Annotated in this window: 12 protein-coding genes and 1 pseudogene; 12 read left to right on the top strand and 1 reads right to left on the bottom strand. The window is 69.2% G+C overall.

Going from position 1 to position 11,263, the window contains the following annotated elements; genetic code table 11:
• From eutC to AC27IQ_RS13275, 6 genes are all read left to right on the top strand, one after another.
• Positions 1–796: ethanolamine ammonia-lyase subunit EutC (gene eutC / locus AC27IQ_RS13300; RefSeq protein ID WP_487089745.1), on the top strand; the 796-nt coding region annotated here is incomplete at its 5' end.
• A gap of 157 nt (positions 797–953) precedes the next feature.
• A complete protein-coding gene (locus tag AC27IQ_RS13295) occupies positions 954–1,916 on the top strand; it encodes a TauD/TfdA dioxygenase family protein (RefSeq protein WP_487089744.1) in 963 nt (320 codons plus the stop codon).
• Between the two features lie 18 nt (positions 1,917–1,934).
• Positions 1,935–3,266, top strand: a complete 1,332-nt coding sequence (locus tag AC27IQ_RS13290) for an ABC transporter substrate-binding protein (RefSeq protein WP_487089743.1) — start codon at positions 1,935–1,937, stop codon at positions 3,264–3,266.
• 7 nt (positions 3,267–3,273) lie between these two features.
• Entirely contained in the window at positions 3,274–4,188 is a 915-nt protein-coding gene (locus AC27IQ_RS13285; protein ID WP_487089742.1) for a carbohydrate ABC transporter permease, read from the top strand.
• Positions 4,175–5,068 carry a carbohydrate ABC transporter permease gene (locus AC27IQ_RS13280; protein ID WP_487089741.1) on the top strand — a complete coding sequence of 298 codons (894 nt, stop codon included), beginning with the start codon at positions 4,175–4,177 and terminating at the stop codon, positions 5,066–5,068. The genes AC27IQ_RS13285 and AC27IQ_RS13280 overlap by 14 nt, the downstream gene beginning before the upstream one ends.
• 1 nt (position 5,069) lies before the next feature.
• Positions 5,070–6,143: an ABC transporter ATP-binding protein gene (locus AC27IQ_RS13275; RefSeq protein ID WP_487089740.1), complete on the top strand. Its 1,074-nt coding sequence runs from the start codon at positions 5,070–5,072 to the stop codon at positions 6,141–6,143.
• 54 nt (positions 6,144–6,197) lie between these two features.
• Here the strand turns inward: AC27IQ_RS13275 and AC27IQ_RS13270 are convergent, their stop codons facing one another.
• Positions 6,198–7,316, bottom strand: coding sequence for a class I SAM-dependent methyltransferase (locus AC27IQ_RS13270; protein ID WP_487089746.1), 1,119 nt, complete (start codon positions 7,314–7,316; stop codon positions 6,198–6,200).
• An 8-nt stretch (positions 7,317–7,324) separates the two neighbouring features.
• Between AC27IQ_RS13270 and AC27IQ_RS13265 the strand changes: the two genes are divergently transcribed.
• From AC27IQ_RS13265 to AC27IQ_RS13240, 6 genes and pseudogenes are all read left to right on the top strand, one after another.
• Positions 7,325–8,128, top strand: coding sequence for an SDR family oxidoreductase (locus AC27IQ_RS13265; RefSeq protein ID WP_487089739.1), 804 nt, complete (start codon positions 7,325–7,327; stop codon positions 8,126–8,128).
• Between the two features lie 42 nt (positions 8,129–8,170).
• A complete protein-coding gene (locus AC27IQ_RS13260) occupies positions 8,171–8,542 on the top strand; it encodes a dihydroneopterin aldolase (RefSeq protein WP_284392946.1) in 372 nt (123 codons plus the stop codon).
• Between the two features lie 5 nt (positions 8,543–8,547).
• Positions 8,548–9,534 carry a tRNA 2-thiocytidine(32) synthetase TtcA gene (gene ttcA, locus AC27IQ_RS13255; RefSeq protein ID WP_487089738.1) on the top strand — a complete coding sequence of 329 codons (987 nt, stop codon included), beginning with the start codon at positions 8,548–8,550 and terminating at the stop codon, positions 9,532–9,534.
• Positions 9,535–9,595: 61 nt separating this feature from the next.
• The gene (locus tag AC27IQ_RS13250; RefSeq protein ID WP_487089737.1) at positions 9,596–10,225 is read left to right on the top strand and encodes a DUF4136 domain-containing protein; all 630 of its coding nucleotides are present in this window, start codon (positions 9,596–9,598) and stop codon (positions 10,223–10,225) included.
• A 17-nt stretch (positions 10,226–10,242) separates the two neighbouring features.
• Positions 10,243–10,866, top strand: coding sequence for a histidine phosphatase family protein (locus tag AC27IQ_RS13245; RefSeq protein WP_487089736.1), 624 nt, complete (start codon positions 10,243–10,245; stop codon positions 10,864–10,866).
• Positions 10,863–11,263 (top strand): annotated as a pseudogene (locus tag AC27IQ_RS13240) (alanine racemase); the annotation flags it as partial. The gene AC27IQ_RS13245 and the pseudogene AC27IQ_RS13240, both read left to right, overlap by 4 nt.

Here is an 11,263-nt window from a genome sequence, read left to right as displayed (position 1 = left end):
CCCGCCCGATCCCTGGGACGACCTGCGCGCCCACACGGCGGCGCGGCTGGCGCTGGGGCGCGCAGGCACCGCCATCCCCACGCGCGAACTGCTGGACTTCGGCATGGCCCACGCCCAGGCACGCGATGCCGTGCACCGGCCACTCGATGCCGAAGGCCTGGCCACGCAGCTCGCCCCGGCAGGCGGCACCCCGCTGCAGGTGGCCAGCGCCGCCACCGACCGTGCCACCTACCTGCTGCGCCCGGACCTGGGCCGCCGCCTGAACGATGCCGATGCCGAGCGCCTGCGCGGCCTGGGCCGCCAGCACGATGGCGGCACCCCGCAGGCGGGATGCGACCTGCTGCTGGTGGTGGCCGATGGCCTCTCGTCCCTGGCCGTGGAACGCCATGCCGCGCCGCTGGTGCACGCCATTCTGGGCACGGCACCGCAGGGCTGGCGCATCGGCCCTTTGGTCATTGCCACGCAGGCGCGCGTGGCGCTGGGCGACGAGGTGGGCACACTGCTGGGCGCACGCCTGGTGGCGGTGCTGATCGGCGAACGCCCGGGCCTGAGTTCGCCCGACAGCCTGGGCATCTACCTCACTTGGCATCCGCAGGTGGGCCGCAGCGATGCGCAGCGCAACTGCATCTCCAACGTGCGGCACGAAGGGCTGGCACCGGCCGCGGCGGCAGCGCGCCTGTGGTGGCTGTGCCAGGAGGCCCGGCGCCTGGGACTCACCGGCATCGGGCTCAAGGACCGCAGCGATGCGGCCACCCTGGACGCCGCACCGGCCAAGGGCACGCTGACCGACGGGTAACGGGTAACGGGTAACGGGCCGGCAGCGCCCTTCCATCTTTTCGGCCTATGGATATGGCCCGATGTTCGGGTCGCTTGCATATCCGATTTGGTCGCTTCGCGTCCGCCATGGCGGTCTCCAGAATCGGGCCATCACCCTTTCCCCGCTGGAGCTGCCCGTGAGCGAAACATCCCCATCCCGGTTCGATACGTCCTTTGGAAACCTGCGCATCCGCCGCGTGGCAGGCAGCCTGGGCGGTGAAGTGCTCGGCCTTCAACTGTCGGGCGAACTGGACGACGCGACCATCGCCGACCTCACCGCCGCGCTGGTGCGCCACAAGGTGCTGTTCTTCCGCGGCCAGGCGCACCTGGACGATGCCGCGCACCAGGCATTCGGCGCGCGCCTGGGCAAGACCGTGGCCCATCCCACGGTGCCCTCGCCCACGGGCACGCGCATCTTCGAACTCGACGCCTCCAAGGGCGGTGGCCGTGCCGATTCGTGGCACACCGACGTGACCTTCATCGACGCGTTCCCCAAGTACGGCATCCTGCGCGGCGTGACCATTCCGGCCTACGGCGGCGACACGGTGTGGGCCAACACGGCCGCGGCCTACGCCCGCCTGCCCGAAGAGCTCCAGCGCCTGGCGGACGGCCTGTGGGCCGTGCACAGCAACGACTACGACTACGACTACGGTGCCGAGCGCGTGGTGGTCGAGGAGGAACGGCTGAACCACCACCGCAGGGTGTTCGTGTCCTCCGTGTTCGAAGCCGAGCACCCCGTGGTGCACGTGCACCCCGTATCGGGTGAGCGCGCGCTGCTGCTGGGCCACTTCGTCAAGAAGATCGCGGGCTTTTCCAGCACCGAATCGGCACGCCTCTTCGAGATCCTGCAAAACCGCGTGGTCCGCCTGGAGAACACCGTGCGCTGGCAGTGGCAGCAGGACGACGTGGCGATCTGGGACAACCGGGCGACGCAGCATTTCGCGATCAACGACTACGGCACGCAGGCCCGCGTGGTGCGCCGCGTCACGGTGCACGGCGAACCCGCCGTGGCGGTGGACGGGCGCCGCAGCCGCACCCGCGTGCGGCCCGAAGCCACCAACGACGCGCAGATTGACAGCGTCATTACCGCGACCGCCTGACGCCACGGAGCCATCGACATGACCCAACGACGCCAGTGGCTCCAGGCCGCATCGGCCCTGGGCGCCACCGCCCTGCTGCCCGGCTTTGCGAAGGCGCAGAGCGGTGCGAAGAAGTTCCAGGGCGTGACCCTGAATGTCTCGACCTTCAGCGCGGCCTACCCCAAGCTGCTGCAGCAGTACCTGCCCGAGTTCGAGTCGCTCACGGGCGCCAGGGTGAACTTCGACACGCCCTCGTTCCCGGTCTACAACCAGCGTGCCGACCTGGAGCTGTCCACCAAAGGCTCGGCCTACGACGTGGTCAATGTGACCTTCATCTACTCGAGCCGATGGATCCACTCGGGCTGGCTCGCGCCGCTCGACGATTTCATCAGGAACCCCAACCTCACGCCCGCCGACTGGGACGTGAACGACTTTTTGCCCGGCGCCCGCGCGCCCGAGACCGGCAAGGACGGCAAGCTCTACGGCATTCCCTGGACGGCCGAGGCGCTGCTGTCCGCCTCCTCGCGCTTCGATCTGGTGCAGCAGGCCGGCCTGGCCTATCCCGACACCACGGACGACCTGGTGAAGGTGCTGCGCGCCGTGAACAAGAAGGAGCGCGTGGCGGGCTTCGTGTCCGATAGCCACTACGGATGGACCTTCGTGCCTTATCTGCATGCCTTCGGTGGCGACGTGTTCCGCAAGGCACCAGACGACCTGTACCCCACGCTGGACACGCCCGAAGCCATCGCAGCGGCCGAGTACTACGCCAGCCTGCTGCGAGAGTTCGGGCCCGACGGTGCCATCACCTACACGCCCGACCAGGTGACCCAGGCGCTCAAGCTCGGCCGCGTCAATTTCACCGATGCGGGGCAGTTGCATCTCGCGCAACTGGGGGACCCGGCCTCCAGCAAGACCTTGAAGACACTGCAGTTCGGCCAGGTGCCAAAGGGACCTGCAGGGCGCTTTCCGGGCACGGCCGTGCATGGCCTGGGCATTCCGACGGGGTCGAAGAACAAGGAGGCCGCGTGGGCCTTCATCCAGTGGGCGCTGTCCAAGCAGACCACGCGCAAAGCGGTGCTGGCCGGGTACGGCTCGCCGGCGCGCCGTTCGGACATCGACTCCCGGGAGTTCCGCACCAGGCAGGTCATCAACGGCAACGACCTGGCGCAACTGGCACTGGACTCGATCGAGCTGGCCTCCAAGACCGGGCACATGAAGTACCGCACGGTGTCGGTCTACCCGCAAGTGGACCAGCAGCTCAACAAGGCGATCGCGCTGATCGCTTCCGGCCAGGCCAGCGCCCGGCAGGCGCTGCAGCAGGCGCAGGCCCAATCGATCACCGAGCTCCAGCGCGCCGGGCTGAAGCTGTGAGCCGGCGGTGAACACCTTGACTCTGCGCCCCGGCCTCGGCTGGGAAGCGGCACGCCGCCGCGCCTTCCTGTGGGGCCTGCTGCCCTCGCTGGCCGTGCTGCTGGTCATCACGCTGGCGCCGGCCACGGCGCTGCTGGTGACGAGCTTCACGCCCCTGAGCCTCACCGACGCGGCCGGCACCTTCCGCTTCGACGACCCGCTGGTGAACTACCGCCACCTGCTGGAGGACGCGCGCTTTCTGCGCTCCATCGCCACGCAGCTGCAGCTGTCGGTCTCCAGCGTGGCGCTGCAACTGGGCGTGGGGCTGGGCCTGGCCCTGCTGCTCAACGGGCGCTCCAAGCTGCTGGGCGCCACGCGCACGGCGTTCCTGATCCCCATGGTGCTCCCACCCATCGTGGTGGCGCTGATCTGGAAGATCCTGTACACGCCCGACGTGAGCCCTCTGCACCGCGCGCTGGAGGCGGTGGGTCTGCCGGTGCGCTCGCTGATCGCCAACCCCGACACGGCCCTGTGGGCCATCTCCATCGCCGACACCTGGCAGTGGTTTCCGTTCACCCTGCTGATGGTGCTGGCCACGCTGCAGATGGTGCCGGACGACCCGCTGGAGGCCGCGAGCCTGGACGGCGCCAACCGCTGGCAACTGTTCCGGTACATCGTGCTGCCCTACCTGAGGCCGGTGCTGGTGGTGTGCGGCCTGTTCCGGCTGATCGACAGCTTCAAGGCCTTTCCGCTGATCTACGTGCTGACCGATGGCGGCCCGGGCACGGTGACCGAGGTGACCAACTACTACGGCTTCATCCAGGCCTTCAATTTCTCCTACTGGGGGTACGCCAGCGCCATCGCGATGGTGATTCTCGCGGGCGTGTTCGCGCTCAGCTGGCTGGTGGGCCGCCTCGGATGGAACGACCATGACAAACGCTGAAGCCGCCCTGCCCCTGCCCTCCACGTTCACGCCGCCCCCTGCCGCGCGGCGCTTGCCAGATGCGCGGCGTGCCAGATGGCTGCGCCGCCATGCGCGCGGCCTCGTGGCCGTCGCTCTGCTGCTGGTGGTGATGTTCCCCTTCCTGTGGCTGGTGCAGCTGGCCTTCCGGCCCGGCGCGGACATCTTCGAGGACCGCCTGCTCTTCACGCCCACGCTGGAAGGCTTTCGCAGCCTGCTGCAGGGCCACTTCCTCAAGTCGTTCTGGAACAGCCTGGCGGTCAGCACCCTGTCCACCGGCCTGTCGCTGCTGATCGGCGTGCCGGCCGCCTATGCACTCACGCGCTGGCAGTTCCGGTGGCGGCGCCAGGTGGCCCTGTGGATCCTGGTGACGCGCATGGCGCCGCCCATCGCCTTCACCATCCCGTTCTTCCTGGCCTACCGCTGGCTCGGCCTGCAGGACACCATCGTGGGCCTGGCCATCGTCTATCTCACCTTCAATCTGGCGATCGTGATCTGGCTGATGCAGACCTTCTTCGAAGCGGTGCCCACCGCGCTCGAAGAGGCGGCCTACATCGACGGCTGCGGCGTCTGGCAGGCCTTCTGGCGCATCACGCTGCCGCTGGCGGCCCCCGGGCTGGCGGCCACCGCCGTGCTGTGCTTCATCTTCTCGTGGAACGACTTCTTCTACGCACTGATCCTCACGCGCACGAATGCCGTCACCGCCCCGGTGGCCATCGTCAACTTCCTGCAGTACGAAGGCTGGGAGTGGACCAAGATCGCCGCCAGCGGCACGCTGGTGATGTTCCCGGTGGTGATCTTCACGGTGCTCGTGCGCACCTACCTCGTGCGCGGGCTCACGGCCGGCGGCGTCAAGGACTGACATGGCCGAACTGTCCCTTCACCAGATCGTCAAGCACTACGGCGGCACACCCGTGATCCACGGGGTGGACATCCACATCCGCGACGGCGAGTTCGTCGCGCTCGTCGGGCCCTCGGGCTGCGGCAAGTCCACGCTGCTACGCGCCATCGCGGGGCTCGAAACCATCACCAGCGGCGAGATCCGGCTGGGCGGGCGCGTGATCAACGACGTGGCGCCTAAGGACCGCAACATCGCCATGGTGTTCCAGAACTACGCGCTCTACCCCCACATGACGGTGGCGCAGAACCTGGGCTTCTCGCTGAAGCTGCAGGGCGAGAGCCAGGCCGCCATCCGGCGCCGGGTGGACGAGGTGGCCGCCATCCTGGGCCTGGAAGCCTTGCTGGACCGCACGCCGCGCCAGCTCTCGGGCGGCCAGCGCCAGCGCGTGGCCATGGGCCGCGCCATCGTGCGCCAGCCCCATGCCTTCCTGTTCGACGAGCCGCTGTCCAACCTCGATGCCAAGCTGCGCGTGCAGGTGCGCACCGAAATCAAGGCGCTGCACCAGCGCCTGGGCACCACCACGGTGTACGTCACGCACGACCAGGTGGAGGCCATGACCCTGGCCGACCGCATCGTGGTGCTCAAGGACGGGGTGATCGAGCAGGTGGGTGCGCCCCTCGATCTGTACGACCGGCCGGCCAATGCGTTCGTGGCGGGGTTCATCGGCTCGCCGGCCATGAATTTCATTCCCGGCCGGTTGCATCTGGACGGCGACGCCAGCGTGGTCACCGACGACGGCTTGCGCCTGCCCCTGGCCCGCCCGCCCCGCGGGCGCCATGGCGACAGCGTGCTGTACGGGGCCCGGCCCGAGCACTTCGCGCTGGACACCAGCGGCGCGGGCCTGCCGGCCCAGGTCGTCGTGGTGGAGCCCACGGGCTCGGAAACCCAGGTCGCGCTGCGGCTCGATGGCCGGCACGACATCCTGGCGGCGTTCCGCGACCGCATCGACGTGCGGCCGGGCGACGCGCTTCAGTTGCGGCCCGTGGCGGCGCAGGCGCACCTGTTTGATGCGGCCAGCGGCCTGCGGCTGAATTGACACCACCCTGTCATCGGTGGCGCCCATCCGAAGGGCTCAGGGCGGCACAGCGCATCACAGCCGGTGGGATCGGTCCCCTTGCGAAAAGCCCACGGGCTCCCACGGTTCGCCCGCGCCCAGGGCCAGCACCTTGAACAGCTCGCCCATCTCGTGCTCCATGACCAGCTTGGCGGCCGTGGCGCGTTCGAGCAGGGGCAGCTCCACCATGCGCTGGGCCAACCCGCAGTTGATGAGAAAGTGCGCCTGCGTGGTGTAGCCCAGCACCTGCAGGCCCGCGTCCTGCGCGGCCAATGCCATGGCCGTGAAGTTGACGTGCGCGGTGATGTCCTTGCGGCCCACCGCCACCAGCGGATCGCTGTCGGCCAGGTGCCCCTGGTGGCACATCACCGTGCCCATGTGGCGCTGGGGGTGGTAGTACTCCGCCTCGCCGAACCCGTAGTCCAGCAGGAAGGCTGCGCCGCGCTCCAGCCGGTCGGCCAGGGTGCGGATGAAGCCCTCGCCCTGCGGGTGGATCTCGGTCAGGTAGTCGTGGGGGCCTTCCACCTCGACGGGCGGGCGCAGATCGGTGGGCCAGTCGGCCCAGGCGAAGGCATCGCCCTGCAGCACCACGCCGCGTTCATGCCACACGCCGCCCGCCTGCCCGCCGTGGCGGGCCAGCAGCTTCACCGGCATGGCGTCCAGCACCTCGTTGCCCACCACCACGCCCGCAAAGCGGTCGGGCAGCGCATCCACCCACCGCACCTTGTGCGCATGCGGGGACAGCAGCGCCTGCTGGCGCACGCGCAGGCTGCCGGACAGATCGACGATGGTGTAGCGCTGCACCCGTTCGCCCAGGGCATCGAGCAGCTGCAGCGCCAGGGCGCCGGAGCCCGCGCCGAACTCCCACAGCTCGTGCGTTCCGGTCCGTGCGAGGGCCTCGCCCACCTGCACGGCCAGGGTCTGGCCGAACAGGGGGCTCAGCTCGGGCGCGGTCACGAAGTCGCTGCCCGACCCGGGCAGCAGGCCGAACTTGGTGGAGTCGTTGGCGTAGTAGCCCAGGCCGGGCGTGTACAGGGCCAGGGCCATGAAGCGGTCGAAACCGATCCAGCCGCCGGCCTGGGCAATGGCCTGGCCAATGTGGGCCGCCAGGGCGGTCGTTAAACTTGGGGGTTCTGTCGTCGTCACGGTCCCGATTGTCCCCGATGCCCTCCCCCTCCCGTCCTCGCACCGTGCTGGTGACCGGCGCCGCCAAGCGCCTGGGCCGCGACATCGCGCTCGCGCTGGCCGCCGGCGGCTGGCAGGTGGCCGTCCACTACCGGCATTCCGAGCAGGATGCTATTGAAACCGTAGCAGCATGCCGGCGATTTTCTTGCGCCAGCGCCCATTTCGATGCCGATTTCCAGGACGAGGCCGCCGTGCGCGGCCTGCTGCCCCGCGTGGTGCAGCATTTCGGCGCGGTGGACGCGGTGGTCAACAGTGCCTCGCTTTTCGAGCACGACGATGCCGCGAGCTTCGGGTTTGACACGCTGGAGCAGCACCTGCGCAGCAACACCGCGGCGCCCGTGCTGCTGGCCCAGGGCCTGCATGCGCATCTGGAACAGCGGGCCGCAGCCGCTGCGGGCGATGAGGGCGACCAGGGCGAAATCCACGGCGCCGTGGTCAACCTGCTCGACCAGAAGCTCTGGAACCAGAACCCCGACTTCCTGAGCTACACCCTCTCCAAGGCGGCGCTGGAGGCGGCCGGCACCATGCTGTCGCTGGCCCTCGCGCCCCGGGTGCGGGTGGTGGGGGTGGCGCCGGGCCTCACCCTCACCAGCCACCTGCTGGAAGGCGAGAAATTCCGCCAGCTGCACGCGCTGAGCCCGCTGGGCCGGTCTTCCACGCCCGCCGACGTGGCCGCCACCGTGAAGTTCGCGCTGGAAAACCGCTCCATCACCGGCACCACGCTGCTGGTGGATGGCGGCCAGCACCTGATGCGGTTCGAGCGCGACTTTTCGATGATGTGAGCGCAGCCCGGCTCCGCCCTCCCCCTTTCCTTCCCATATCCCATGTACAACGCCGCAGGCACCCAGATCCTCACGCTCACCGGTTTGCGCTTCGACGCCAACCTGGGCATCCTCGCGCACGAGATGACCACGCCGCAGCCCATCCAGGTCGATGCCGAGTTGCACCTGGGCACGCAACCCCTGCACCCGAGCGACGACGACATCCTGCACGTGCTGGACTACCGCAAGGTGCGCCAGATCATCATCGACGAGTGCACGGCCGAGCACGTGAACCTGCTGGAGACGCTGATCGGCAAGCTCAGCGCCCGGCTCATGCTGCTGCCCGGCGTGCTGGGCGTGCGCGTGAAGATCGCCAAATTGGAAATTTTTGACGACTGCGAAGTGGCCATCCGCAGCGAGACAGGACAGTGGTGAACCCCATGAATGCCATCCTCAACGACCCCACGCCCGGCTGGACCGCCGACGCCCCCGAGCCCCTCGGCACGCCCGATGCAGCGGCAAGCGCCGAGGCCGCTGCGGCGCCGGCCCGCCTGAAGATCGAGCGCGAGACCCACAAGCTGGAAAAGCGCCTGTGCCGCGAGGTGGGCAAGGCCATCGTGGACTACCAGATGATCGAGGAGGGCGACAAGGTCATGGTGTGCATGTCCGGCGGCAAGGACAGCTACGCCCTGCTGGACATCCTGCTCAAGCTCAAGGCGCGCGCGCCCATCCACTTCGACCTCGTGGCGGTGAACCTCGACCAGAAGCAGCCGGGGTTTCCCGAGCACGTGCTGCCCGAGTACCTGGCCTCGCAGGGCGTGCCGTTCCACATCGAGAACGAAGACACCTACAGCATCGTCAAGCGCCTCATTCCCGAAGGCAAGACGACCTGCAGCCTGTGCAGCCGGCTGCGCCGCGGCATCCTGTACCGCGTGGCCGACGAACTGGGCTGCACCAAGATCGCCCTGGGCCACCACCGCGATGACATTTTGCAGACGCTGCTGCTCAACATGTTCTTCGGCGGCAAGCTCAAGTCCATGCCCCCGAAGCTCGTGAGCGACGACGGCAAACACGTGGTGATCCGCCCGCTGGCCTACGTGGCCGAGAAGGACACCGCGCGCTGGGCCGCGCACCGCAACTTTCCCATCATTCCCTGCAACCTGTGCGGCAGCCAGGAGAACCTGCAGCGCAAGCAGGTGGGCGAGATGCTGCGCGAATGGGACAGGAAATTCCCCGGCCGTGTGGAAAACATGTTCAACGCGCTGCAGAACGTCGTGCCGTCGCACCTGCTCGATGGAACACTGCACGACTTCAAGGGTCTGAAGGCGACGGGCACCGCCAGCGAAGACGGAGACAAGGCGTTCGACCGCGAGGATTTCCCTGCCGCCCCCGGATTGCCCGGCGTGCAGGTGGTTCAGCTGTCCTGAACGCCCCGTCGATCATCGCCAGCGCTGACCGCACCATGACGGCCCCTTTCCGGAGACACCCATGAAGACCCTGCGCTGCGCTTTCTCCATCACCCTGGCCACGGCCGCCCTGATGCTCGGCGGCTGCGCCGTCACCCGCACCGTGGACAGCGCGGTGCACAGCTACTCGACGCTGGCGGCCCTGCCCTCACCGCCCACCTACCGACTGGAGCGCCTGCCCTCGCAGCAGGCCCAGGCTGCATCGTTCGCCCCCATCGACGCCATGGCCCAGCAGTCGCTGGCGCGCGTGGGGCTGCAGCGCGACGACGCCAATGCCCGGCTCGTGCTGCAGGTCGGCGCGCAGGCAAGCTATGCCACGCCGGCCTACTGGCCCTACTATGGCGATCCGTTCTACCCCCGCTGGGGCTGGGGCCTTGGCTACGGGGGCCATGGCGGCCGCTGGGGTTGGGGCATGGGCGGCAGCTGGATGATGGACCGCCCCCCCACGCTCTACCGCCGCGAGGCCAGCCTGGTGCTGCGCGACGCCGCCACGCAGCAGATCGTGTACGAGACCTCCGCCGTGCACGAGGACGTCTGGACCAGCGACCCGGCCATCTTCGGCATCCTGTTCGACGCCGCCCTGACCGGTTTCCCGCAGCCCCCCGCGGGCCCGCGCCAGGTGCGCACCACCCTGGCGCCGCCTGCCCCCTGATCGACGAACTCGCCGCCATGCACGCCACCCGCATCATCGCCATCCGCCACGGAGAAACCGCCTGGAACGTGGACACGCGCATCCAGGGCCATCTGGACATTCCGCTCAACCACACCGGCCTGTGGCAGGCGCGCCGCGTGGGCGAGGCCCTGGCCGGCGAGCCCGTGGCCGCCATCTATGCCAGCGACCTGCAGCGCGCCCATGCCACCGCGCAGGCGGTGGCCGACACCACGGGCGCACCGCTGGTCGCCGAGCCCGGCCTGCGCGAGCGCAGCTTCGGCCAGCTGCAGGGCCGCACCTTCGCCGAGATCGAGACCGAAATGCCCGAGGAGGCCCGCCGTTGGCGCCAGCGCGATCCGCACTTCGTGCCCGACGGGGGCGAGTCGCTGATCGTGTTCCGCGAGCGCATCCTTGGCACCACCCACCAGCTGGCGCAGCGCCACCCCGGCGAACTCGTGGTGCTGGTCGCCCACGGCGGCGTGATGGACGTGCTGTACCGCGCCGCCACCGGCCAGGAACTGCAGGCCCCACGCACCTGGCAACTCACCAACGCGGCCATCAACCGCCTGCTCTGGACCGGCGACGGCCTCACCCTGGTCGGCTGGGCCGACACACAGCACCTGGACGACGCCGCGCGATGAAGCCCATTCCTGAATCCCTGCGCGCCAGCATCGGCCTGCGCGTCGACCTGATCGACACCCCCGCACTCGTCGTCGATCTCGACGCCATGGAGCGCAACATCCAGCGCATGGCCGACTTCGCGCGCAAGCACCAGGTGCGCTGGCGGCCCCATGCCAAGATGCACAAGAGCGCCGAGCTCGCCCTGCTGTTGCAGCAGGCCGGTGCCACGGGCGCCTGCATGCAGAAGGTGAGCGAGCCGAGGCGCTGGCCGCCGCCGGCGTGAACGACCTGTACATCAGCAACCAGGTCATCGCCGCCGCCAAGCTGCTGCGCGTGGCGCGCCTGGCGCACCAGCTCGGCCTGCGCGGCGGGCGCCTGGCCCTGGCGGTGGACAGCGAGGAAGGCATCGAGCGCCTG

This window comes from Acidovorax sp. KPB24-07, from assembly GCF_057543315.1.
Note: the sequence above shows the minus strand (reverse complement) of the source record. Positions and strands in the feature narration are given on the sequence as shown.

Coding starts and splice junctions, on each gene's coding strand:
- AC27IQ_RS13290 (WP_487089743.1), top strand. CDS start 1,935: ATGACCCAACGACGCCAGTGGCTCCAGGCCGCATCGGCCCTGGGCGCC.
- AC27IQ_RS13280 (WP_487089741.1), top strand. CDS start 4,175: ATGACAAACGCTGAAGCCGCCCTGCCCCTGCCCTCCACGTTCACGCCG.
- AC27IQ_RS13275 (WP_487089740.1), top strand. CDS start 5,070: ATGGCCGAACTGTCCCTTCACCAGATCGTCAAGCACTACGGCGGCACA.
- AC27IQ_RS13265 (WP_487089739.1), top strand. CDS start 7,325: ATGCCCTCCCCCTCCCGTCCTCGCACCGTGCTGGTGACCGGCGCCGCC.
- AC27IQ_RS13260 (WP_284392946.1), top strand. CDS start 8,171: ATGTACAACGCCGCAGGCACCCAGATCCTCACGCTCACCGGTTTGCGC.
- ttcA (WP_487089738.1), top strand. CDS start 8,548: ATGAATGCCATCCTCAACGACCCCACGCCCGGCTGGACCGCCGACGCC.
- AC27IQ_RS13250 (WP_487089737.1), top strand. CDS start 9,596: ATGAAGACCCTGCGCTGCGCTTTCTCCATCACCCTGGCCACGGCCGCC.
- AC27IQ_RS13245 (WP_487089736.1), top strand. CDS start 10,243: ATGCACGCCACCCGCATCATCGCCATCCGCCACGGAGAAACCGCCTGG.